Genomic DNA, 26,307 nt, shown 5'->3' with positions numbered 1-26,307 from the left:
AAACTAACAAAAAAATTCATTTAATAAACTTAAAATGACACAAAAACTAATTCTTCTATTAGCATTCATTTGTATTACCACAAAAATTAGTGCACAACAAAACCCACAATTTACTCAATACATGTATAATATGAACGTAATAAATCCCGCTTATACAACAAGTGATGTTGATGTATTAAGCTTAGGACTTATTCATAGAATACAATGGACTGGTTTTAAAGGTCCTGAAACAAGTTCTGTATTTGCTCATAAGGCTATAAACGAAAAAATTGAATTAGGTTTGTCATATACAAGAGATCAATTCAATAATTTTTTAAGTAATAATTTTGCCAGTGCAGATTTTGCTTATAAAATTAATATGAATAATAGCAGGGTTCTTTCTTTTGGGATGAAAGCTGGTGTAAATTTTTACGATTTTGATCCTTCTGGTATTATACTAGAAACACCAAGAGAAGAAAGAAGAGATCCTGCTTTTGACGCTATAGATAAAACCTTTTTTAATTTAGGTGCTGGAGTATATTATAACACAGATAAATTTTATTTAGGACTGTCTGTACCTAATTTTTTAGGATCAGATATTAATGATGATGAAACTGTTACAGGTAAACAAGAAATTCATACATATTTAACGTCTGGATATGTTTTTAAATTAAGTGATAAATTTAAATTAAAACCAGCATTCATGACACAATATGTTGAAGGTGCTCCCTTATCTCTTGATGTTACAGGAAATGTACTTTATAACGATCGTTTAGAATTAGGTGTAGGTTACCGCTTAGATGAGTCTATTAGCGGATTGATTAACATAAGAGTTACTCCATCACTTAGAATTGGATATGCATACGATCATGTGACAAGCGATATAAATGTTTTCACAAATGCTTCTCATGAATTTATCCTTTTATATGATTTAGGATTATTATTCAAAAAAGGCTACGAAAAATCACCTAGGTTCTTTTAATAAAAAACATTCAAAAAATGAAAAAAATTACAATATTTATTTTTACCATCCTAGTGACTTCACAAGTACTAGTTGCTCAAAACTTAAAAAAGGTTGATCGATTATTAGAGCAGAAATCTTATAAAGAAGCTTCAGAACTTCTTTTAAAAGAAAAGAATCAATCTCAAGAAGTTTTAGAAAAGCTAGGTGATTGCTATTACTATACTAAGAATATGTCTGAAGCTACGAAATGGTATAAAACTCTAGTTGAAAAACATGAAAATAAAGTAGATAAAGCCTACCTATATAAATATGCTAAGTCTCTTAAAGGAACTGGTAATTATAGTGAAGCAGACATTTGGTATCAAAAATACTCAGGAAAAAACATAAGTACAGATGCTTATCTAGAATCTTTGAAAGAAGATGCTGTTGTATATGAAATTCAAGCTATTTCTGCTAACTCTTCGGCATCAGATTTTGGGCCTTCTTATTATGGCGATAAAGTTGTTTTTGCTTCTGCTCGTGGTGAAGGTGGTGATATTTATAAATGGACTAATCAAGCTTACTTAGATTTATACTCAGGAAATGTTAATGAAGAAGGTGATATTGTTAGTGCAGAAGCCTTTTCAAATAGTATAAATTCAAAATTACACGAAGCAAATGCAGCTTTCACTAAAGATGGTAAAACAATGTATTTTACTAGAAATGGATCATCTAAAGGTAAAAGTAAAATTACTCACATGAAAATTTATAAAGCAGAATTTGCTAATGGTGAATGGGAAAATATTAAAGAATTACCATTTAACGATAAAAACTATTCTGTAATGCATCCAGCTTTGAGTAATGACGAAAAGCAACTATATTTCTCTTCAGATATGTCTGGTTCTTTTGATATTTATGTTGTAGATATAACTAATGGGAAATTAGGAACACCTAAAAAATTAGGAAATGAAGTAAATTCAGAATCTTTAGAATTGTTCCCTCATATTAGTTCTGATAATACATTATATTTTTCATCTGATAGATATGAAGGCTATGGTGGTTTAGATATATTTAAATCTGAAAAAGTGTCTGGTGCTTTTTCTAATGCCAAAAACTTAGGAGAACCTATTAATAGTAATGAAGACGATTTTTCTTTTATTATTAATGATGAAAATGAATTGGGTTATTTTGCTTCAAACAGAGGTTCGGGCTTATCTGATAACATTTACAAGTTTGAAATTGCCCAAGATTTATTTATAGCAGGTATAGTAAAGGATGCTAATACATCTGAAATTCTTCCTGGTACTGAAGTTAAAATTATTGACTTAAATGAAGTTTCTAGTACTGTTGTAACTGTTGGTGAAGATGCCAAATATTCTTTTGAAGCCGATAGAGGTAAGTCATACACTATTAGCGTAAACAAACAAAATTATACACCATTCTCAGTTAATTTAACTGTAACAAAAGATAATATAGATAAGGATATTTATTTAGATCAAGAAAAAGTTGTTGAAAATTTTAACTTCTCTCCTATTTACTTTGATTTTGATAAACATGATATAAAACCAGAGTACTACGAACATTTAAATAGTATTGTTCAAAAAATGTCTGAATATCCAAATAGAATAGTTAAATTAAGTACATTCACAGATGCTTTTGGTCCTGATATATACAACTTAGAACTTTCGGAAAAACGTGCAAAATCTGTTATAAACTATCTTAAGGATAAAGGTCTTGAATCTTCAAGAATTCAATCTAAAGCTTATGGAAAAACAAAAGTGGTAATTGATTGCAACAAAGGAGAAGATTGTAAAAAAGCGACTGCTAAAGAAAGGCGATGTGAGTTTGATTTAAGTACAACGCTTAATAACTAGATCTAACCAATCAACCAAAAAGGACTATAAATATTCATAGTCCTTTTTTATTTTAATACTATTTTACATTGTCATATTAAAAACATCAGTGTTTTAAAGAGTTCTATAATTAACAAGATGAATGAAGTCAATTTCTAGAGAATATTAAATTTTATAGTTAAAATTGGTAATTAAATACTCTTCAAAATTTTAAAAAGTATAGAAAAAAAGCTAAATAAGTAAAGTATATCAATATGCTTTACTTATTTAGCTTTTTAGTTATAGCTTTTTTTAATTTATAAAAAACTATAAAGGTATATAAATATACTTTAGATCTTTTTAACTCGAACTGCATTCATACCTTTTTGACCTCTTTCAAGTTCATAAGTAACTTTATTATTTTCTTCAATAGGCTCAAGCAACCCACTAACATGAACAAAATATTTTTCTTGATTAACGCTATCAATTATAAAACCAAATCCTTTAGAATGATCGAAAAAAGAAACTTTCCCTTCTTTATTTGCTGGTTCTGCCTCTTCTCTATCTTCTTTTTTAGGAATACCTAATTCAATACTTTCCGCCTCTACCTTTTCCCTCATTGTTGGATCTGGAGGAGTATCTGTTAAATTCCCATTGAAATCAACATATGCAAATTGAATTCCTTGTGGATTTTCTTTAGCTTCAGCTTTACGAGCTTCTTTCTTTTTTTGCTTTTCTTCTCTTTTCTTTAAGCGCTTTTTTTCTTTTTCTATTTTGTTAAATGTTACTTGCGATTTTGCCATAGTTTAAAATATCGTATCTGTTTTAATGTTAATAAATTTAGAACAAAGGTACGTCTTATTTTTAAAAGATATTATAATTATATGGGTTTAAAATAAATACAAGTTTTAATCTTCAGGTGGATATCCATGAATTTGCTCAAAAACTTCATCGAAATTTGAACGTAAATAAGCATTTAATTTTTTCTTATAATCCCCTTTCAACCATTCAACAAAATTAAAGGTACTTTTACTAATACATTTTGTATAACGTTGAATTCTAAAATCAATATCATCACCTAACATTTTAGCTAATCCAAGAGCATCATATACATCTTCACTGTTTTCTATGCAAATTTTAGCATGTTGCTCAATAGAACGTTCTAAAACAACTTTTGAAGACTCACCACTTCTCACCGAATCAATATAAGTCTTTTGAATATCGAAATATACAACTTTCGACTTAGAAAATTTAGCACGTAACTCATCTGGCATTTCATATCTAAAACTACTCTCTAACTCATCATCAGTTAAAATAGAATCTAAATAATAGTTAGGAGATCTAAATATACGTTGCCAATCTAAATCTTCTCCCCAAGGTCCAAATCGATGAAAATTGTTTCCTAAATCAATTACAGAAAATGTTTTCTTATCTTTTAAAATACGAGAACCACGGCCAATCATTTGGTAATAAAGAGTTAATGACTTTGTCGCTCTGTTTAAAATAATGCTATCTACAGTAGGCTCATCAAAACCTGTAGTTAAAATACTTACTGAGGTCAAAACAGCATCAGGAGTCTCCTTAAACCATTTTAATATTTGCGCACGTTCTTTTTTAGAATTAGTATTATCTAAGTGTGCAACAGGATAACCTGCTCTTCTAAAGGTATCGTAAACATGTAATGATGTATTTATACCATTATTAAAAATCAAAGTCTTCTTACCTTTACAACGCTCTTCGTAAGCTTGCAACAACTTAGTAAGCATATCATTGTCTGTATATAAATCTTCAGAGGACTTTACTGTATAATCACCGTTAGCACCAACAACTAAAGATGTTAATCCAACATTATAAGTAAACATTTCGGCACGTGCTAAAAAACCATTTTCTATAAGCGATTCAATACTTTCTCCAACAATCAACTCATCATAATTATCAGTCATTGGTAATTCAATACTTGAGCTCAAAGGAGTTGCTGTAACACCTAAAATGAATGCTTGATTAAAAAACTTGAATAGTTTTGTAAACGAATTATAGTGAGCTTCATCAATAATAACTAAACCTATATCAGAAATATCTAATTTATCATCATTTAATCTATTATTTAAAGTCTCAACCATAGCAACAAAACAACTGTAGTCTGCTTGATCACTTAAATCAGCCTTACTATCAACAACTTTATTTCCAACACCAAACTCCGTAAGTACATTTGAGGTTTGTCTGCATAGCTCGATACGGTGTGTCATTACTAACACCTTCTTTTTATGAAGCTTTAAATATTGTCTTACGATTTCAGAAAAAATTACAGTTTTACCACCTCCTGTAGGAAGTTGATATAACAAATGATAATCTTTGGGAGATTCTTCAAAGCTTTTGAAAACTTTATCTATGGCACCTTTTTGGTAACTATATAAATCTTTACCAGCTTTTCTTTCTTCTAATTCTGTTGTGGAAATGGACATATATGAAAATTTGTAACGTGCAAAAATAACATCTTTAAAGGGTATTTCACGAATCTTTATTATGAAAATTTATATATATTTAAACTAAATCGTTTTTAAGAAGTCTAATAATCTGTAAACCAAACTATAAAAACAATTCTATGAGTTTTTCATTCTACCGTTTTGTGTATTTATTTTTGTTCTCACTTCTTATAATATCTTGTAGTAACAATGATGATGAATTAAATCAAGAAGAAATCTCCTCTCTTATGGGACTAAATAGTAAACCAAATATCCTGCTTGTCATTGCAGATGATATGGGTTTAGATGCATGCCCTAGCTATAATATAGGTACAATAAAACCAAATATGCCTCACCTTCAAAATTTAATTAATAATGGATTACAATTTAACAATGTCTGGTCAAACCCCACTTGCACACCTACTCGAGCAGGTATAATAACAGGTAAATATGGTTTTAGAACTGGTGTAACTAAAGTGGATGATGAATTATCTACTTCGGAAATATCATTACAAAAGTTCTTAGATTTAAATACTAGCTCTTTATATACTCATGCCGTTATTGGAAAGTGGCATTTATCTAAAGATAATAGTCATCCCAATAATATGGGTATTGATTATTATGCAGGAACTTTAGGAGGTGGTGTACGTTCCTATACTAATTGGACATTAAATATTAATGGCAATACTAGTTCATCTTCAGAATATATTACTACAAAACTAACAGATTTAGCTATAAATTGGGTTGATGATCAAACTCAACCATGGTTTTTATGGGTAGCTTATAATGCACCCCACACTCCATTTCATTTACCTCCAAATAATTTACACTCTCAAGGTACCTTGGCATCAGATCAAGCTAGTATAGACGCTAATCCTTTACCATATTATATGGCCGCTCTAGAAGCTATGGACACAGAAATGGGCAGATTAATTAATTCATTATCTCAAGAAGAAAAAGACAATACGGTTATCATTTTTGTTGGAGATAATGGTACACCAAACCAAGTTGTTCAAGAATATAACATGCGTAGAGCAAAAGGGAGTATATACCAAGGAGGTGTAAACGTTCCTATGATTGTTTCTGGTAAAGACGTTTCTAGAGTAAATGAAATCGAAAATGCTTTAATAAATACAACAGATTTATATGCTACTATTGCAGATATAGCAGGTACAGGCACAACAGAAATAAACGATAGTAAAAGTTTTAAAAGCTTATTTACTGATGCCAATGGTAATAAAAGGAATTATATATATACTGAAAACGAAGATTATACCATAAGAAATAATACACATAAATATATTTATTTTGAAAATGGTTCTGAAGCCCTATACAATTTGAGTGAATCCCCTTTAGAAACCCTCAACTTGCTAAATGCAAATCAACTACCATTAAGTACCGCAAATAGTACTATAAAAGATGAATTGATTTCTGAAGTTCAAAAAATAAGAAATTAATCAGAAAATTCTTTAGTGATATTGTAACAAAAAACTTTTTTTTACTTCTAATCTATTGTTAAATTTTGGTATAGTACCAAAATCATATTCTTTAGTATAACTTTATTATAAGTTGTATTAAAGAATATGAAGTAAAATGAACTTTTTAATCCATATCATGAAAATGAAGACTACAATTTTAAAATTAAGCTCTGCTTTATTCTTATTTTTGAGCATGGCAAAACAATTACATGCTCAAGACATAGTTGGTACTTGGGAAGGCAAACTATACATACAAGGCACAGAGACGCCTTTACTATTTAGTATTAAAAGTGAAGATAACACATACACATCCACTATGGATAGTCCCTCACAAGGAGCTACAGGTATCCCCATGGATGAAACAACTTTTATAGATAATACTATTACAATTAAATTTAATCAAGGAGGAATAAAATATACTGGTAAATTAAAAGAAAATATAATTACTGGTACCTTCTATCAAGGCGGCATGAAATTACCATTATCATTATCGAAAACTGTAAAAACACTTCCTGGTAATATAGCATTACCTACTTCTAATGAAGAATTAGCTAAACTTTCCAACTGGAAAATAAGCAATTATAAATATAACGTTGACGATTACTTTGCAAAACCAAAAGCAAGCTCTTTTAGTTTTTCTGCAAACGGAACCTACTTATCTTATAGAGAAAAAGATGAGAATGCTAAAAATCATGTATATGTAAAAAATCTTGAAACAAATGAGGTTAAAAGGGTTATAGAAGAAAAAGAAGAGCTAATAAGAGGCTTTGGTTGGGCAAACGACAATAGATTGATATATATTATGGATAAAGGAGGTAATGAAAATTACCATTTATTTGCAGTAAATATTGATGGTACAAATCAAAAGGAATTAACACCATTTAATGGAGTTAAAGTAAATATTATAGAAATATTAAAAGAGGATAAAAACCATATGATTATTTCTATGAATAAAAATAATCGTCAAATTTTTGAACCTTATAAAATTAATATAGATACAGGAAATCTAGAGCAATTATACAAAAATGAAGATCTAGCTAATCCCATTAATTCTTATGTATTTGATAAAGATGGGAAATTACGTGGATTTACCAAAATGCGAGATGGTGTAAATATTGATTTATATTACACTATAGATGATAAAAATTATAACTTAAAGAAAAAATTAAGCTGGAAAGATAATTTTAATATTGCTGCCTTTAATTATACATCTAAAAACCCTCATGAAGCCTATGTTGTATCGAATCTTGATAGTGATAAAAATCAAATCTATTTATACGATCTTAAAAAAGACAAAATAGTCGAAAAGCTGTTTTCTAACAAGAATTATGATGTTTCAGGAGTGTCTTTATCTCGAAAAAGAAACTACGAATTAGATTATTTTTCATTTCAAGGAGAAAAAAAAGAAATTGTTCCTGTAAGCAAGTATTATAAAAAACTTCACAAAAAAATTACAAGTAAATTTCCTGATTATAATTATTCTATAGCTGATGTTACTGATGATGAAAGTAAATATTTAATATTTCTTCAAAGTGATAAATTATATGGTATTTATTATTCTTATGACTCTGCTAAAGAAAAATTTGAGCTACTCTACAATTTAATGCCAAACCTTCTAGAAAGTGATATGGCAGAAATGCGTCCAATAACTTTTAAAAGTAGAGATGGTAAAACCATCCATGGTTATATTACTTTGCCAAAAGCTGCTTTAAATGGAAATAGAGTTCCTGTAATTATAAACCCTCATGGAGGACCACAAGGCATTAGAGACTCTTGGGGTTTCAACCCAGAAGCACAACTTTTTGCTAGTCGTGGTTATGCTACTCTGCAAATAAACTTTAGAATTTCTGGAGGTTATGGTAAAGCATTTTTAGAATCTGGATTTAAACAAATTGGAAGAAAAGCTATGGATGATGTAGAAGATGGTTTACAATATGTAATAGATAAAGGTTGGGTAGATAAAAATAAAACAGCTATTTATGGGGGTAGTCATGGTGGATATGCTGTTTTACGTGGTTTAACTAAAACTCCAGATTTATACGCTTGTGGTGTTGATTATGTTGGTGTATCTAACCTATTCTCTTTTATGAAAACCATTCCGCCATATTGGAAACCTTATTTAAAAATAATTAAAGAAATTTGGTATGATGAAGATGTTCCTGAAGAAAAAGTAATCATGGAAGAAGTTTCTCCTGTCTATCAAATAGATAAAATAAAAAAACCACTATTTGTAGTTCAAGGAGCAAACGATCCTAGAGTAAATATTGATGAATCCGATCAAATTGTTGAAGCTTTAAGAGCCAAAGGTTACGATGTACCCTATATGGTAAAATATGATGAAGGTCATGGGTTTACAAAAGAAAAAAATAGAATAGAACTTTATAAAGCTATGATGGGTTTTTATGCAAAACATTTAAATTAAGAAATTAAGCAGCCTTTTAAAAATTAAAATGCTACTAACCTTAAAAAAAGCCTTTTAAACTTTATCAAAAGGCTTTTTTTTATTTATAGTATAATTTTGAAAACTAATTTTATACTTTTACCCTTTCCATAATTATTTATAATATGCAAATTAACGATAAATCCAATACCAAAACATATCAAGCATCAAATGAAAGATACGATGCAATGACTTATAATAGATCTGGAAAAAGTGGTATACTACTGCCTGCTATTTCTTTAGGATTATGGCATAATTTTGGATTTGTAGATAATATTCAAAATGGTAGAGAAATTTTAAAAACAGCGTTCGATCTAGGGATTACTCATTTTGATTTAGCTAATAATTATGGTCCTCCTTATGGTTCTGCCGAAGAAAATTTTGGAACTATTTTCAAAAAAGACTTTAAGCAATATAGAGATGAATTATTTATAGCTACAAAAGCAGGGTACGATATGTGGCCTGGACCTTATGGTAATTATGGATCTAGAAAATATTTGATATCAAGTTTAGATCAAAGCTTAAAACGTTTGGGATTAGATTATGTTGATATTTTTTATCACCATAGACCAGACCCAGATACACCTTTAGAAGAAACTATGGGCGCTTTAGCAGATATTGTTCGTCAAGGAAAAGCATTATATATAGGGATTTCTAATTACAAGTCAAAAGAAACCCAAAAAGCAGCAGAAATACTTAAAAGCTTAAATGTGCCTTTTGTATTGCACCAAGCAAGATACTCAATGTTAGATCGTTGGATCGAAGAAGAACTTTTGAGTACCTTAGAACAAAATGGTGTAGGCTGTATTGCATTTTCTCCCCTTGCTCAAGGTATGCTTACAGATAAATACTTAAAAGGTATTCCTAAAAACTCTAGAGCTGCTAAAGATCTAACATATTTAAATACAGAAACAGTTTCTAATAATATTGAAAAAGTCCAACATCTAAATATACTAGCGCAAGAACGTGGACAAAAACTCTCCCAAATGGCTATTGCTTGGATTTTAAGACAACCTCAAGTAGCTTCTGTATTAATTGGGGCAAGTTCCTCTAATCAATTAAAAGAAAATATTAAGGCATTAGATAATTTAAAGTTTAACAATGAAGAACTAAAATTAATTGATGAAATCGTTTCTTAGTTTTATTGCTTTATAAATTTTCTAGTTTTATAATAGTATTAAAAATAATGAATATACTATACTATTGTAGTATTTATAGCAACTTTAGATGTATAGTATTATTAGTAAATAATGCATTATTGAATTTTAGATAATCAATGTAGTTATTCAATTTATAATCTAAACATTTATATTTAAGAAGTTATCAATATTAATTATTTAATAAAGCCAATAAAATTTATTCCTTAACAATAATAACAGTAGCTTTTACACCCGTAGCAAGATTCCAACGGTTTGAAGAAACAATATTTCCTTTGTCATCCGTAACCTGAAATTCTGCTGTATTAGGACCCGATTCTCCTTGGTTTAATGCCAAAAAATCAATTTTATTAAACCCTTTTTGTAAATCAATTTTCAACCCTTTGTAACCACCAGATAAAAACACACTTGATTTAATAACATCATCATTTACAAGAACCCTAATCATATCACCATCAACGTAACCATGATCTCTATAAACAACATTAACAAATTTTCCATTACTTTTAAAATCACCAAAATATTGGTCAGTTGTACTACCATTTTTTAAAGCTAATTCTTTTTCACTAAGCTTTAAATTGTCTAGGTTTTTGTTAATCTGTTTTTCATAAAGCTCCCCAGGATTCCCAAATTCCTCTTCAGGAAACATTGAAAATTCTTTTTTGGGTAAGTTAAGACTTGTAGACCTTTTGGGGATTTTAATATTCTTTAAAGAGCTATTGTTAATAGGCTTAGAAGGAAACAATGATTTAGATTCTGAAAAATCATTATTACTTTTAACAGCTGGAATAGAAATTGATTTTTTTCTATTATCAACTTGCCCTAGTACTGTTAGAGAAAAGGCTATTATTACAAAAAACGAAATATAAAGTTTCATGAATCTTAATATACTTTTTAATTGGACTTAAGACCTAGATACATCAAAGATATTTTTTTATCTTATAATATAGGCTTATATTAATAAATATTTAGCTGAATTAATACAACAACCGTTCCTAAAATAACTAATTACGGAAAAATATGGGAATTTATCCCTATTTTAAGCTGTTTAATTGTTGAAAAATAGAACTGAAAAAATTCTTATATAGTATCGTCTACCTATTATCTGGAAAAGCATCAAACGATATATCCATTAATCTAAGCATCTTAATAGTTATGGTATTGTTTTTGTAAAACTCAATTACATTAACATTTAAATACTATAATTATGAGACATTCAAAACTAATGCCTGAAGTAAATGCAGGCTCAATGGCAGACATTGCCTTTTTATTACTCATTTTCTTTTTAGTCACCGCTACTATTTCTTCTGATGCTGGAATTAACAGAATGCTCCCCAAAGAATGTCCTCCTAGAATGGATTGTAACAGTACAATTCATGAACGTAATATTTTACGAATAAAAATTAATAACTATGATGAAATCATGATTGAAAATGAGATTGTAAAACTTAATGATTTAAAAACAATCTCTAAAAATTTTATAGATAACAACGGAGATAAAAGCTGCAGTTATTGTAATGGTCTAAATACTTTAAACGCTTCTGATAATCCAAAAGAAGCAGTCGTATCGTTATCAAATGATAAACAGACAACATACAAAAAGTATATTGCTGTACAAAACGAATTAACCAAAGCCTATTATGAATTACGACACGCTTATGCTATGAATGTTTTTGGAAAGCCTTCAGATAAATTATCTAAAGAAGAATTAAAACAAGTTAGGGATGCTTATCCGTTTATATTATCGGAAGCTGAAACAAAATAAAACAAGCTACATTTTAATGTATTATAAACGGCAATATAGTACACGTACGTAAAGATACCTTTTTAAAACCCTAAGCTAATCCCTTAGCTTAGGGTTTTATTCTTTAATAATCTAATAAATCTTTTAAAGTCTTTTCAAACCGTTTCTTTGGAAGATATTGCTTCTCCAATTGACTAGCAAAAGGAATAGGCGTTTCTAAACTAGCAACACGTTTTACAGGAGCATCTAAATACTCAAAACAATGCTCCATAATAAGCGCAGAAATATCACTTGCAATCCCTCCAAATAAAGAATCTTCTTGTAAAACAATAGCCTTTCCTGTCTTTTTTACAGAAGCATAAACAGTTTCAACATCCAATGGTTGTAAAGTTCTTAAATCGATTAAATCTGCCGAAATACCTACATTTTTATCTAAAGTTTCTAATGCCCAATGTACAGCTGCGCCATAGCTTATTATTGTAATATCACTACCTTCTTTTATTAATACTGCTTTACCTAAAGGTAATGTAAAATATTCTGTTGGAACATCTTGACGAATACTTCTATATAGTCCTTTATGTTCAAAAAACAATACTGGATTAGGATCGTTAATAGCAGTTGCTAATAAACCTTTTGCATCATATGGAAAAGCTGGGTATACAACTTTTAACCCTGGTGTTTTTGTAAACCAGGCTTCATTAGTTTGTGAATGAAATGGTCCAGCAGTTACACCACCACCACAAGGCATTCTTATAACAATATCTGCATTTTGACTCCATCTATAATAAGATTTTGCTAAATAGTTAACAACAGGATTAAAACCAGAAGATACGAAATCTGCAAATTGCATTTCAACTATACTTTTTATCCCTGCTATAGATAATCCCATAGCTGTTTCAATAATAGCAGATTCACATATAGGTGTATTACGTACCCGATCTTTTCCAAATTGATCAACAAACCCTTCTGTTATTTTAAAAGCACCTCCATACTCAGCAATGTCTTGCCCCATTATAATCAAATCTTTATGTTTAATCATACTTTGTTTTAAACTCTCTGATACAGCATCAATGAAACGAATTTCTTTTGTTTTCGAATTATTATTTAAACCCTGATAATTAAATAGTTCATAAACATCATTTAATTCATTAGTTTCATTAGAAATAATATCCGACTCATTAAAAGCAATCTCTAAATGTTCATTAATTTCATCAGCAATACTTTCTTTTATAGATGTAATATTTGAATCATTTAAAACACCTTCCGCCTTAAGAAAAACTTCAAAATTTAAAACAGGGTCTTTATCCTCCCAAGTAGTCAAGAGTTCTTTAGGTACATATTTTGTACCACTCGCCTCCTCGTGTCCACGCATTCTAAACGTTTTAAACTCTAATAAAACCGGTCTGGGATTTTCACGAACGCTATCTGCTATTTTACTAACCTTGGTGTAAACTTCAATAATATTATTCCCATCTATAATATGCGATTCCATTCCATAACCCAAACCTCTATCTGCTATATCTTTACAGTTGTATTGTTCACTTGTAGGCGTAGATAACCCATAACCATTATTTTCAACACAAAACAGAACAGGCAATTTCCATACAGAAGCCACATTTAAAGCTTCGTGAAAATCACCTTCACTAGTACCACCTTCTCCTGTAAATACAGCTGTTACTTGCTTCTTGTTTTTTAATTTATAAGCTAAAGCAATCCCGTCTGCTACACCCAATTGTGGTCCTAAATGTGAAATCATACCTACAATTTTATATTGTTGCGTTCCAAAATGAAAAGACCTATCCCTACCTTTTGTAAAGCCAAAAGCCTTACCTTGCCATTGCGAAAACAACCTATATAAAGGAATGTTTCTACTAGTAAACACGCCTAAATTTCTGTGCATAGGTAATATATACTCATCGTCATGTAACGACATAGTAACTCCAACAGAAATAGCTTCTTGCCCTATACCTGAAAACCATTTACTTATTTTACCTTGACGTAATAGAATAAGCATTTTCTCCTCTATAAATCTTGGTTTTAAGATATTTTTGTATAGTGTCACTAATTTATCACTATCAATATTTTCAATATTGTATGCTATGCTAATTAAATCTTTTATGGTTTTCATAAAAATATTCATATTTCGTTATCAAATATACTATAAAAAGTATTTATTAATTAATATTTTATGCATAACTCAATATATATAACTTTACAATGTTTTTGTACATTTGTGAAGCGTATATTTTAAAAATTAATATAATGAATACCATACCTAGTGTCAACTTAAGTGATTTTATTTCTAACAATTCTGTTAGAAAACAAAATTTTGTTGACGCCATTGGAAAAGCTTACGAAGAAATTGGTTTTGTAGCACTAAAAGGTCATTTTTTGGATAACACTTTAGTTGAAAATTTATATAAAGAAATTAAAAGTTTTTTTAGTTTACCAACAGAAATAAAGCAGAAATATGAAATCCCTAATATTGGTGGACAACGTGGATATGTTTCTTTTGGGAAAGAAAGTGCTAAAGGAAAGAAAGAAGGTGATTTAAAAGAGTTTTGGCATTTTGGGCAATATGTTCAAAATAATAAGCAACTGGAAAATGAATATCCCAAAAATGTTAACGTTGAAGAGCTTCCTGAATTCAATAAAATAGGAAAAGAAGCTTATCTAATGCTTGAAAAGACAGCTAAATATGTATTAAGAGCATTAGCATTATATTTAGGATTAGAAGAAACTTATTTCGATTCATATATCTATAACGGGAATTCTATTTTAAGACCTATACATTATCCTCCAATTAAAGAAGAGCCAAAAGAAGCAGTTCGTGCTGCAGCACATGGTGATATCAATCTAATTACTCTATTAATGGGAGCCCAAGGTAAAGGCTTACAGGTTCAAAATAATAAAGGAGAATGGATTGATGCTATTGCGCAACCAGATGAATTAATGATTAATGTTGGAGACATGTTATCAAGACATACAAATAATAAATTAAAATCTACTATACACCGCGTTGTTAATCCTCCAAAAGAACTTTGGGGAACATCACGTTATTCTATACCATTTTTTATGCACCCCGTAAGTGATATGAAATTAAATGTTTTAGAAGGTTGTATAGATGATAACACCCCAAAAGCATTTAAGGATACAACTGCTGGAGAGTTTTTAACAGAACGCTTAATCGAATTAGGGCTTATAAAAAAATAAAAGCATGGTTAGTCACAATAAAACAGTTAGAAAATTAATGTTCACTTAGACTAAGTGCTAAAAAATTAAAAATGGATTTACAAGATCAATTAAAAAACTTATTTCCAGATCATATTGAAGAAGAAAAAACTTCTAAAGAAGATGAATCATCTAATGTATGGATGCAGGACGACCCTATAATTTGCAAATACGAAAAACGTAAAGGTAAACCAATTACTATTATTGAAGGCTATACAGGAGCTAATTCAGATTTTAAAATTTTAGCAAAAGAAATAAAAACAACATTAAGTGTTGGTGGTAGTTTTAAAGATGATAAAATTATCATTCAAGGTGATTATAGAGATAAGATCATGCAGATGCTTAAAAACAAAGGTTTTACTGTAAAACGTGTTGGAGGATAAATTATGCAAGAATCATTAAACTTATTATAAATGCCTATTAAGGAATCTGAGCTTATTTTAAACCCTGATGGTAGCATTTATCATTTAAATTTAAAACCTGAACATGTCGCAAGTACCGTTATTTTTGTAGGTGACCAAGATAGAGTTAGTAAAGTCACTAAACATTTCGATAGCATTGAATTTGAAACTCAAAAACGAGAATTCAAAACGCAAACTGGAATTTATAAAGGTAAACGTATAACAGTTATTTCAACAGGTATTGGTGCAGATAATATAGATATTGTTCTAAACGAATTAGATGCACTTTTTAATATTGATTTATTCACTAAACAACCTAAAGAAAAACTCACAAGTATTGATATAATAAGAATAGGGACTTCTGGATCATTACAAAAAAACATTCCAGTAAACTCTTTTCTATTAAGCACTTACAGTTTAGATCTTAATGGAATGCTTCAGGCTTATAACACAGATTTGATTAATACTTCCAATTTAGAAAAAGCTTTTATAGAGCAAACCAATTGGCACCCAAATAAAGCCAACCCTATTATTATAAAAAGTAGTAAATTCTTAGAAAGAAAATTTAAAGACAAAACAATTTATAAAGGATTAACAGCTACAGCTGGAGGTTTTTATGGTCCACAAGGACGCATTTTGAGATTACCTATTCAAGACCCTTATTTAAATTCTAAAATGGATGCTTTTAACTTTAACGGAATACGTATTACAAATCTAGAAATGGAAACGTCCGCCATTTATGGATTAGCAAAATTATTAGGACATCGAGCAATATCGCTAAATGCTATAATTGCTAATAGAGCGTCTGGAACTTTTAGTTGTAACCCATCTAAAGTTATAGAAGATCTTATTATATATACACTAAACAAAATTGTAGAATAAACTGTTTGATTAATGAAGCAAGTAAATATTGGTGGTGTGCCAGAACATTTTAATTTAGCCTGGTACTTAACACTAAAAAATGGAGAGTACAAAGAAAAAGATCTTAATTTAAGATGGCACGATTATCCAGGAGGTACAGGTGCCATGTGTAAAGCTTTGCGTAATAAAGAAATTGATATAGCTGTTATACTTACAGAAGGAATAATAAAAGATATTATCGATGGCAACCCTAGCAAAATAGTACAAACCTTTGTTCAAACTCCTTTAGTTTGGGGAGTTCATGTCGCTCACGACTCTCCTTATAAAACTATCAATGACTTAAAAGGAACAAAGGCTGCTATAAGTAGATATGGCTCTGGATCTCATCTTATGGCATACATAAATGCCGAAAATAACAATTGGGATTTAGAAAAAGATCTTGATTTTAAAGTTATTAAAGATTTAGAAGGCGCTGTTAAGGGACTAATACAGGGAACTGCCGACTATTTTTTATGGGAAAAATTCACAACCAAACCTTTGGTCGATGAAAGAACATTTAGGCGTATTGACGATTGCCCTTCACCTTGGCCTTGTTTTGTAATTGCAGTAAGAGAAGATTTTATTGAATCTAATCGTGAAGACTTAGAGGCTATACTAAAAATAATCAATAATACCACTAAAGATTTTAAAGACATCCCTAGTATTGATAAATCTATAGCTAATAGATACGAACAACAACTTGAAGATGTTCAAGAATGGTTAGGTATTACCGAATGGTCTCAAGATTTAATTGATAAAGAAACGATTATGAAAACCCAAAAAGAATTATTTGCTTTAAATATTATACCCGAAATTGCCGATTATGAGACTTTAACTTATAAACTATAATATTTCAACAACATAACTAAATCTATATAAACCCATAGGCTTATAATTTTTTTGACTAAAATAATAGAAATGAAAAAAATACTTTTTTTAACCTTAGGATTATCCTTAGTAGCTTGTAAAGATGAAGCTAAACCTAATTATGCAATTATTTCAGGAGTTTTAACAAATAAAACTACAGATGCCATCTCAATAAATAGCTCAGATAGAACCTTTAAAAAAAACTTAAAAATATCTAATGAAGGGGCATTTATAGATACACTTTCAATAGATATAAAAGATTATATATTATACGATGGTAAAAACCCTGTTTTTCTTCACCTAGAAGCAGGTTATAATCTCTCTATAAATTATGATATTAAAGATTTTGAAAACTCATTAACTATAACAGGTAATGGATCTGAAATTAATAATTACTTTATAGAAAAGCGTAAATTAGAAAAAGAAGCGTTAACAAACTACCAAAGTCTATACATACTTAACGAGGTTGATTTTAAAGCAAAATTTGCAGACATCAAAAAAGCTCAAGTAAAACTATTAAATAGCTTTAAAGGCATTGCAAGTGACCTAAAAGGTAAGGAAGAAAGAAATATTAATTACTTCTACCTAAATAGACTGTTTGAATATGAAAATGCGTATAAACACTATACTAAAAAAACAGACTTTAAAGTATCTGAAGGTTTCTTAGAAGAACTAAAAGAGTTAGATTATTCTAATGTAGAAGATTACCAATTTTCTAATAATTATAAAAGACTCGTAAGTAGTCATTATAGTATTCAAGCTAAAGAATTGGCCGAAAAAGAAGGGCTTTTAAATGATATAGCTTATTTAAAAACTGTGAGTAAAGTTTCAAATAAAAACATAAAAAACAGTTTGTTATTTGATTTTGCTAATAACACAATGAATTATTCTAAAGATATTGAAACTTTTTATAAAACATTTATTTCTAATTCTACAGATGAAAAAAACAATATCACAATAACTAAAATATACGATAAGTTAACAGCTTTGTCTAAAGGAAAGCCTTCTCCTAAATTCATTAACTACGAAAATCATAAAGGAGGCCTAACGTCTTTAGAAGATTTAAAAGGAAAATATATTTACATTGATGTTTGGGCTACTTGGTGTGGACCATGCAAACAGCAAATTCCGTTTTTAAAAGAAGTTGAACAAAAATATCATAATAAAAATATTGAATTTGTTAGTGTTTCCATTGATAAAAAGGAAAACTACAACAAATGGAAAACTATGGTTGATGATGAAAAATTAGGAGGTATGCAATTACTTGCTGATAACGATTGGAACTCATCATTTATTAAGGACTACCAAATTAAAGGCATTCCTCGTTTTATTTTAATTGATACTGAAGGTAATATTGTTGAAGCAAACGCACCTAGACCTTCAGACCCTAAACTTATTGAATTGTTTACATCCCTTAATATCTAAAATGCTTTATATATTAAAATTAAAAAAGCCGCATATTGCGGCTTTTTTAATTATTTATTCTCTTTAGGATCACTATCAACTTCCTCTACTTGCGGTTGTTCTGGTTGCTTAAATAGATCTAAATAAGCTGCACCCAAATAATCAATAATATGGCTTGCTATTAAACTTTGATAACCATAATTTTCAACAGCAATATCTGCAGATTTACCATGTAAATAAACACCAAATATTGTAGCAACTAAAGGATTATAACCTTGAGAAATTAAACCTGTAATAATACCTGTTAAAACATCTCCGCTACCTGCTGTAGATAACCCTGGATTCCCTGTTGTATTCACATAAAGTTTATTATCAAATACTATTATTGTATTTGCTCCTTTTATAACTATAATGATATCATGTTTTTTAGCAAAGGCTTTTGTTTTTTCTAATTTATCAAAATCATCTTTCCAATTACCAATTAAACGTTCTAATTCTTTAGGATGCGGAGTCAAAATAGTCTGAGATGGAAGTAATTCTAATAAAACTTTGTTCTTAGATAAGATATTAATACCATCGGCATCAATAACCATAGGAACTTTATTATCCTTTAAGAACTCTTCAAAAGCATCAATTGTTTTCTTATCTACTCCTGCTCCCATACCTAATCCAATAACCGTAGGAGTTATATCCAATTTAATTTGGGTGATTTTTTCTTCATCTATATCTGTAATCACCATAGCTTCAGGAAATGATGTTTGTAATGGTATGTAACCGCATTTAGGGACATAAGCAGATACTAAACCAGCTCCTACAGATAATGTAGCTCTACTAGCTAAAGTTACAGCTCCAATTTTCCCATAACTACCTCCTATAATTAAACTATGTCCAAGTTGTCCTTTATGGGAAAACTTGTCTCGAGGTATATAATTAGGTAATACTTCATGCTTTCCTATCAACTCTACATCTGTAACCGCAGTAAATAAGAACTCTTGATCAAGACCTATGTCAAGTACTTCCCATTGTACAGTGTATTTAGCTGTTTCAGGTAAAAAGAACACCAATTTAGGAGAAGCGAAACTTAATGTAAATCCTGCCCAAACTACAGCATCTTCATCTTTAATAGGTTTGTCTGGATATAAACCAGATGGAATATCAATAGATAATGTAAATGCTTTTGTTGCTTTAAAATGCATAAATAAAGCTTTAACCCATTCATCAATTGGTCTATTTAAACCAATACCAAAAACAGCATCAACAATAATATCCTCAGATTGTATTTCTGGAAAATCTTCGGTGCAACTTAAAAGCGTAGGCCAATTTTTAGTAACATTTTTTATTTTATCATAATTAATCAAAAAATCTTTAGAACGTTTGTCACTACAATTAATCACATAAGTATTTACATTATAACCATGAGTTATTAAATGTCTAGCCAACACTAAACCATCTCCTCCATTATTACCAATACCACAAAAAATATGAATAGGTACTTGAGCACCTTGCATACGCATATGCATCCAATTAAAAATTTGTGTTCCAGCTCGCTCCATTAAATCTGTAGATGAGATTTGTTGTCGCTCCGCAGTTATTTTATCCCCTTCATAAATCTGTTCTTTAGAAAATACCTTCATTCTATTTTTTTAATTAATTATTAATTTTTCAATTCAAATTTATATTCATCTATTATCTTTTAAGAAAACAGATCTAATATAAGAATACTATAAAAAAAATCTTTTTGTTTTTTTATTAGGTTAAAAGTAATACTTTTGACTAGTATTATATTAAATATAATGAATCATTTAAGCCAAAATATATATTCTTTAATCCCTTTTTTAACAAAAGGAATAGCTTCTATTTTTGGAACAACTACAAATATTACAACCCTTTGGGGTTACTAACTATATATTCTTCAGACTATCTTTGTAATTTTAATAATTACAATATTTTTCAATATTATTTTAAATTATTAATTCATTAAAAAATGAAGGTTTTAAAATTTGGCGGAACTTCTGTTGGTTCTGCAAAAAACATAAATAAAGTTATTAACATTTTAAACAAGTATGCACAAAAAGATACTATTGCTTGCGTTGTTTCGGCTATTGGTGGCATTACCGATAAATTACTTTTAGCTGGGAAATTAGCTCAAAACAAAGATGTTAATTTTAAAGATACATTTAATACTATTAAAAATATTCATTTTGATATTATCAATGAATTAAATCCAGACAATAATAATTCTATTTTAGAATATGTTGAAACTAAATTAAGTGAGTTAGAAAACTTATTAAATGGTATCTATTTAATAAATGAATTATCACCAAAAACATCGGATAAATTAGTGAGTTTTGGAGAGTTATTATCCTCTTTTATTATTGCTGAAACTATGAAAAATAGAAAACTTTCAGCTGAGCGTAAAAATTCACAAGATATAATAATTACAAATTCAGATTTTACAAAAGCTGAAGTAAATTATAGTATTACTAATACTAATATCGAATCTTATTTTAAAACAGCTAATCACAAAGTAACAATTCTTCCTGGATTTATTTCTAATTCTCAATCTGGAGAACAAACTACACTAGGTCGTGGTGGAAGTGATTTTACAGCTGCTATTATTGCTGCTGCTTTAAAAGTAGAACAACTAGAAATATGGACAGATGTAAGCGGTATGTTTACTACTAATCCTAAATTGGTAAAGCAAGCCTACCCCATTGATAAAATATCTTATCAAGAGGCTATGGAATTATCGCATTTCGGAGCTAAAGTATTATATCCTCCTACAGTTCAACCTGTTTTAGATTTAGATATTCCTATACATATTAAGAATACAATGAAACCTGATGCTGTAGGTACTGTTATTTCAAATGATAAAACAAATTCTACATCTCCAGTTAAAGGTATTAGTAATATTGGCAATATTTCATTATTAACACTTCAAGGAAGTGGTATGATAGGTATTCCAGGGTTTTCTAAACGTTTATTTGAAACGTTATCGCAAGAAAAAATCAATATTATTTTAATTACTCAAGCTTCATCTGAACATTCTATTTGTTTAGGAGTTGAACAAAAAGACGCTGAGATGGCTAAATCTGCTGTTGATACCGCTTTTGAAAATGAAATAGCATTAAATAAAATTGACCCTATTATTATTGAATCAAATCTTTCAATAATTGCATTAGTTGGCGATAACATGAAAAATCATCAAGGTATTAGCGGGAAAATGTTTAGTACTTTAGGAAAAAATAATATTAATATTAGAGCAATTGCTCAAGGAGCTTCAGAAAAAAATATTTCTGCAGTTATAGCCGAAAGTGATGTAAAGAAAGCATTAAACACATTACACGAACAATTTTTTGAATCTAAAACAAAACAACTTAATGTATTTATTACAGGTGTTGGAAATGTTGGAGAACGTCTTGTTGAACAAATAAAGCAACAACGTAAATATTTAAAGGAGAATCTTAAAATTAATTTACGTGTAATAGGATTAGCGAATTCTAGAACTATGGTTTTTAATGAAGATGGTATCGATTTAAAAAACTGGAAAGAACAAGTCGCTAATGGAGAAAAGGCAACTTTAGAAGGCTTTTTTGAAAAAACGAAATCACTTAATTTACGTAATAGCATTTTTGTTGATGTTACTGCAAATAAAGACGTAGCTGGCTTATATGCCAATTATTTGCGCCAAAGCATTGGTGTTGTAGCTTGTAATAAAATTGCTTGTTCTAGTGATTATGAAAATTATAAATTACTAAAACGACTTTCTTTAAAATACAATGCGCCATATTTATTTGAGACTAATGTTGGTGCTGGTTTACCTATTATTGATACATTAAACAATCTAATAGCTTCTGGAGATAAAATAACCTCTATACAGGCTGTTTTATCTGGAAGTTTAAACTTTGTATTTAACAATTTTAATGATTCTACAAAGTTTTACGATGTTGTTAAACAAGCCGCAGCAGAAGGCTACACAGAACCAGATCCAAGAATTGATTTGAGTGGTGTAGATGTTGCTAGAAAAATTTTAATTTTAGCTAGAGAAAGTGGAGTTAAAATGAATTTAGAAGATATTTCTAATGCGTCATTTTTATCAGATTCTGGACTAAAAAGTAATTCTGTAGATGATTTTTATCAAACATTAATTGATGATGAAAATCATTATCAAAATTTATTTGCTTCCGCAAAAACGAATAATTGTCAATTAAAATACGTTGCTCAGTTTAATGAAGGAAAAGCTAACGTTGGTTTACAAGAAATTCCAGAAGGACACCCATTTTACAATCTTGAAGGAAAAGATAATATTGTGATGTTTTATACACAACGTTACCCTGAGCAACCTATGATTATTAAAGGTGCTGGTGCAGGTGCAGATGTAACAGCTTCTGGACTTTTTGCAGATATTATTAGAATTGGTAATGATTAAAAAAAATAAGCATATAGAGGCAATACATTTGTTGCTCTCTATATGTTTTCTCTTTTTATAAAATATGAAGAACGAAATAAAAATATTTTCACCAGCAACCGTAGCTAATGTAGCCTGTGGTTTCGATGTTCTAGGATTCTGTTTGGATAGTGTTGGTGATGACATGGTTATTAGAAAAACAGACAAAAAAGGCATTCATATAACAAAAATTGAAGGCTTTGATTTACCTTATGAAACAGAATTAAATGTTGCAGGTGTATCAGCTCTAGCTATGTACGAAGCTACACAACCAGACTGTGGTTTTGAAATAGAAATATATAAAAACATTAAACCTGGTAGTGGTATAGGCAGTAGTGCAGCTAGTGCAGTTGGTAGTGTTTTTGGAATGAATGAATTATTAGGAAGACCCTATAATAAAACACAACTTACTCAATTTGCTATAAAAGGAGAAGCTTTAGCTAGTAAATGTGAACATGCAGACAACTTAGCTCCTGCCCTTTTTGGAGGTTTTACTTTAGTAAAAAGTATCTCTCCTTTAGAAATTTTAGAAATACCTACGCCTGATAACTTATATGCAACTATAATACATCCGCAAATAGAGATTAAAACATCAGAATCTAGGGCTATTCTTCCGAAGAAAATTATTTTAAGCGATGCAATCACGCAATGGAGTAATTTAGGTAGTTTAATTCATGCTTTACATACTAATAATTATGATTTAATTAGTAAATCATTACATGATGTTATAGTTGAACCTCACAGAAGTAAATTAATTCCGCATTATAACGATGTAAAAACTGTAGCTATAAAAGCTGGAGCATTAGGATGTGGTATTTCTGGTTCTGGTCCTTCCATTTTCTCTCTAAGCAAAGGGGTAGAAACTGCTCAAAATATTAAAAATGCTATTGAAGAAGTATATTCTAAAACTGGCATTGAATTTGATATGCATATTTCTGAAATTAATACAGAAGGTGTAAAAAAAATAAACTAAATAATAATTATAACCAATGTTATTTCGAATGTCATTGAGAAATAAAAAATAAAGCGTTATAATTGCCAATTAAAATAAAATATTTTTTGCTTTTTTGCAGAAATAACAAGAAGATGAATTACTACTCGTTAAATAAACAAGCTCCAAACACATCCTTTAAAGATGCTGTTATAAAAGGATTAGCACCAGATAAAGGATTATATTTCCCTGAAAGTATTACGCCTTTAGGAAAAGATTTTTTTGAGAAGATTGATAATTTATCATATTCAGAAATTGCTTTCCAAGCTATTAAGCAATTTATTTCTCCCGAAATACCCGAAGATATTTTAAAAACTATTGTTAATGAAACGTTATCTTTTGATTTTCCTGTAGTTAAACTAAATAACAATATATCAACATTAGAGTTATTTCACGGCCCAACAATGGCTTTTAAGGACGTTGGTGCGCGCTTCATGGCACGTTGCTTAGGTTATTTTAATAAAGATAATAATGAAGAAGTCACCGTTTTAGTTGCTACTTCTGGAGATACAGGAGGAGCCGTTGCTAATGGTTTTTTAGGTGTAAAAGGTGTTAAAGTTGTTATACTTTATCCTAGTGGGAAAGTAAGTGATATTCAAGAAAAACAATTAACTACTTTAGGGCAAAATATTACTGCTCTAGAAGTTAATGGAACGTTTGATGATTGCCAAACTATGGTTAAAACTGCTTTTTTAGATAAAGAATTGACTAGTAAAATGCAATTAACATCTGCAAACTCTATTAATGTTGCTCGTTGGCTACCTCAACTATTTTATTTTATGTTTGCTTATAAACAATTACATAATACATATAAAGATATTGTCTTTTCAATACCTAGTGGAAATTTTGGCAATATATGTGCAGGTATGATGGCTCAAAAACTAGGTTTACCTGTAAAACACTTTGTTGCATCTAATAATGCCAATAATGTTGTTACTAGATATTTAATTTCAGAATTATACGAACCAAAACCATCTGTACAAACCATTAGTAATGCTATGGATGTTGGTGCTCCAAGTAATTTTATACGTATTCAAGAAATATATAAAAACGAATTTAAAACTTTAAAAGAAAATATGTCCTCTTACAGTTTTTCGGATGAAGAAACTAAAGAAGCCATGTTAGAAATTTATAACGATTGTAACTATGTTGCAGATCCTCATGGAGCGGTTGGCTACTTAGGCTGTAAAGCTCATTTAAAAGAGAACCCAAATGCTCATTGCGTATTTTTAGAAACTGCTCACCCTACTAAATTTTTAGATGTGGTTGAGGAAGTTATAAAAAACAAACAACCGCTCCCAGAACAAATTGAAGCTATTATGGATAAGAAGAAGGTTTCTATAATAGTTAACAACTATGCAGGGTTGAAGAGTTACTTGTTAACCTAAAACTATATATGAATTTATACATCAAAACTATTTTATTATTTGTTACGATTTCATGTTCTGTCTATAGCCAAGAAAAAGTAATAATATGGGGAACTAAAATTTTAGAGCCAGAATCTTTCAAAGCTTCTCTCAATAAATATTCTAAATACGATGCTAACTCTCATCTAAAAATAAAATCTAAATTTACATTTGATAGATATTTTCTACATTCAAAAATTGTAGCTGAATTTAACATGTCTAAATCTCGTGTAAAAGGTAGACCTTCTGAATACCTTATTAAACACGAACAAATACATTTTGATATTACAGAATATCATGCGCGCCTTTTTAGAAAAGAACTATCTACCTATAAATTTGAATCATTTAGTAAAATTCGTAGTACAATGCGTATGTTAAAACGTAAGTATTTTAAATTATCTAAAAAAATGCATGCAGAATACGATGCAGACACTAACCATTCTATAAATGAAGAAATTCAAAAAGAATGGAATACTAAAGCTAAATTTTTACTTGAACAGGTTAGTGATTTTTCAAACCCAAATGTTTCCTTGGATTTAAGTTATTTAAAATAGAACTCCTTTACTTTTTATTTTTAACCGAAAATGAATCAAAATTTGTTCAGATAAAGTTATTTTTAAAAAGA

The 26,307-nt window shown here is 29.4% G+C and carries 20 protein-coding genes; 15 read left to right on the top strand and 5 right to left on the bottom strand.

The window, feature by feature from the left end:
- Window positions 1-34: 34 nt before the first annotated feature.
- Both A8C32_RS08215 and A8C32_RS08210 read left to right on the top strand, forming a co-directional pair.
- Complete coding sequence (locus A8C32_RS08215) at window positions 35-961, top strand: PorP/SprF family type IX secretion system membrane protein (RefSeq protein WP_069829942.1); 927 nt, start codon at window positions 35-37, stop codon at window positions 959-961.
- Between the two features lie 17 nt (window positions 962-978).
- The gene (locus tag A8C32_RS08210; protein ID WP_069829941.1) at window positions 979-2,796 is read left to right on the top strand and encodes an OmpA family protein; all 1,818 of its coding nucleotides are present in this window, start codon (window positions 979-981) and stop codon (window positions 2,794-2,796) included.
- 308 nt (window positions 2,797-3,104) lie between these two features.
- On the opposite strand, the gene A8C32_RS08205 is transcribed toward A8C32_RS08210, so the two are convergent.
- Window positions 3,105-3,557: a cold-shock protein gene (locus A8C32_RS08205; protein ID WP_069829940.1), complete on the bottom strand. Its 453-nt coding sequence runs from the start codon at window positions 3,555-3,557 to the stop codon at window positions 3,105-3,107.
- Between the two features lie 105 nt (window positions 3,558-3,662).
- Entirely contained in the window at window positions 3,663-5,216 is a 1,554-nt protein-coding gene (locus A8C32_RS08200; protein WP_069829939.1) for a DEAD/DEAH box helicase, read from the bottom strand.
- A 140-nt stretch (window positions 5,217-5,356) separates the two neighbouring features.
- On the opposite strand from A8C32_RS08200, the gene A8C32_RS08195 reads away from it, so the two are divergent.
- The 3 genes from A8C32_RS08195 to mgrA all read left to right on the top strand — a co-directional run bounded on the left by A8C32_RS08195 (window position 5,357) and on the right by mgrA (window position 10,273).
- Entirely contained in the window at window positions 5,357-6,673 is a 1,317-nt protein-coding gene (locus A8C32_RS08195; RefSeq protein ID WP_069829938.1) for a sulfatase-like hydrolase/transferase, read from the top strand.
- Between the two features lie 163 nt (window positions 6,674-6,836).
- Entirely contained in the window at window positions 6,837-9,116 is a 2,280-nt protein-coding gene (locus A8C32_RS08190) for a S9 family peptidase (protein WP_083253292.1), read from the top strand.
- A gap of 143 nt (window positions 9,117-9,259) precedes the next feature.
- The gene (gene mgrA / locus A8C32_RS08185; protein ID WP_069829937.1) at window positions 9,260-10,273 is read left to right on the top strand and encodes an L-glyceraldehyde 3-phosphate reductase; all 1,014 of its coding nucleotides are present in this window, start codon (window positions 9,260-9,262) and stop codon (window positions 10,271-10,273) included.
- Window positions 10,274-10,490: 217 nt separating this feature from the next.
- Here the strand turns inward: mgrA and A8C32_RS08180 are convergent, their stop codons facing one another.
- Window positions 10,491-11,168 carry a hypothetical protein gene (locus A8C32_RS08180; RefSeq protein WP_069829936.1) on the bottom strand — a complete coding sequence of 226 codons (678 nt, stop codon included), beginning with the start codon at window positions 11,166-11,168 and terminating at the stop codon, window positions 10,491-10,493.
- A 330-nt stretch (window positions 11,169-11,498) separates the two neighbouring features.
- Between A8C32_RS08180 and A8C32_RS08175 the strand changes: the two genes are divergently transcribed.
- The gene (locus A8C32_RS08175; protein ID WP_069829935.1) at window positions 11,499-12,056 is read left to right on the top strand and encodes an ExbD/TolR family protein; all 558 of its coding nucleotides are present in this window, start codon (window positions 11,499-11,501) and stop codon (window positions 12,054-12,056) included.
- A gap of 103 nt (window positions 12,057-12,159) precedes the next feature.
- Here the strand turns inward: A8C32_RS08175 and A8C32_RS08170 are convergent, their stop codons facing one another.
- The gene (locus A8C32_RS08170; RefSeq protein ID WP_069830193.1) at window positions 12,160-14,163 is read right to left on the bottom strand and encodes an alpha-ketoacid dehydrogenase subunit alpha/beta; all 2,004 of its coding nucleotides are present in this window, start codon (window positions 14,161-14,163) and stop codon (window positions 12,160-12,162) included.
- A gap of 134 nt (window positions 14,164-14,297) precedes the next feature.
- On the opposite strand from A8C32_RS08170, the gene A8C32_RS08165 reads away from it, so the two are divergent.
- The 5 genes from A8C32_RS08165 (at window position 14,298) to A8C32_RS08145 (ending at window position 18,859) form a co-directional block, all read left to right on the top strand.
- The gene (locus A8C32_RS08165) at window positions 14,298-15,248 is read left to right on the top strand and encodes an isopenicillin N synthase family dioxygenase (protein WP_069829934.1); all 951 of its coding nucleotides are present in this window, start codon (window positions 14,298-14,300) and stop codon (window positions 15,246-15,248) included.
- A gap of 71 nt (window positions 15,249-15,319) precedes the next feature.
- Window positions 15,320-15,649, top strand: coding sequence for a translation initiation factor (locus tag A8C32_RS08160; protein ID WP_069829933.1), 330 nt, complete (start codon window positions 15,320-15,322; stop codon window positions 15,647-15,649).
- Window positions 15,650-15,679: 30 nt separating this feature from the next.
- Window positions 15,680-16,549, top strand: coding sequence for a nucleoside phosphorylase (locus A8C32_RS08155; RefSeq protein WP_069829932.1), 870 nt, complete (start codon window positions 15,680-15,682; stop codon window positions 16,547-16,549).
- 12 nt (window positions 16,550-16,561) lie between these two features.
- On the top strand, window positions 16,562-17,416 hold the full coding sequence (locus A8C32_RS08150) for a substrate-binding domain-containing protein (protein ID WP_069829931.1): 855 nt from the start codon (window positions 16,562-16,564) through the stop codon (window positions 17,414-17,416).
- A gap of 69 nt (window positions 17,417-17,485) precedes the next feature.
- The gene (locus tag A8C32_RS08145; RefSeq protein ID WP_069829930.1) at window positions 17,486-18,859 is read left to right on the top strand and encodes a TlpA family protein disulfide reductase; all 1,374 of its coding nucleotides are present in this window, start codon (window positions 17,486-17,488) and stop codon (window positions 18,857-18,859) included.
- Window positions 18,860-18,909: 50 nt separating this feature from the next.
- Here A8C32_RS08145 and A8C32_RS08140 read toward each other — a convergent pair whose 3' ends face one another.
- The gene (locus tag A8C32_RS08140; protein ID WP_069829929.1) at window positions 18,910-20,472 is read right to left on the bottom strand and encodes a bifunctional ADP-dependent NAD(P)H-hydrate dehydratase/NAD(P)H-hydrate epimerase; all 1,563 of its coding nucleotides are present in this window, start codon (window positions 20,470-20,472) and stop codon (window positions 18,910-18,912) included.
- 350 nt (window positions 20,473-20,822) lie between these two features.
- On the opposite strand from A8C32_RS08140, the gene thrA reads away from it, so the two are divergent.
- The 4 genes from thrA to A8C32_RS08120 all read left to right on the top strand — a co-directional run bounded on the left by thrA (window position 20,823) and on the right by A8C32_RS08120 (window position 26,236).
- Window positions 20,823-23,267 (top strand): bifunctional aspartate kinase/homoserine dehydrogenase I, encoded by a 2,445-nt coding sequence (gene thrA, locus A8C32_RS08135; protein WP_069829928.1) that lies wholly within the window; start codon window positions 20,823-20,825, stop codon window positions 23,265-23,267.
- Between the two features lie 64 nt (window positions 23,268-23,331).
- Window positions 23,332-24,258: a homoserine kinase gene (locus tag A8C32_RS08130; RefSeq protein WP_069829927.1), complete on the top strand. Its 927-nt coding sequence runs from the start codon at window positions 23,332-23,334 to the stop codon at window positions 24,256-24,258.
- Between the two features lie 113 nt (window positions 24,259-24,371).
- Window positions 24,372-25,664, top strand: coding sequence for a threonine synthase (gene thrC, locus A8C32_RS08125; protein ID WP_069829926.1), 1,293 nt, complete (start codon window positions 24,372-24,374; stop codon window positions 25,662-25,664).
- Between the two features lie 8 nt (window positions 25,665-25,672).
- Window positions 25,673-26,236: a DUF922 domain-containing protein gene (locus A8C32_RS08120; protein WP_069829925.1), complete on the top strand. Its 564-nt coding sequence runs from the start codon at window positions 25,673-25,675 to the stop codon at window positions 26,234-26,236.
- Window positions 26,237-26,307 lie beyond the last annotated feature (71 nt).

It is taken from the genome of Flavivirga aquatica (assembly GCF_001747085.1).
GTDB lineage: Bacteria > Bacteroidota > Bacteroidia > Flavobacteriales > Flavobacteriaceae > Algibacter_C > Algibacter_C aquatica.
This window is presented reverse-complemented; position numbering and strand designations above follow the sequence as displayed.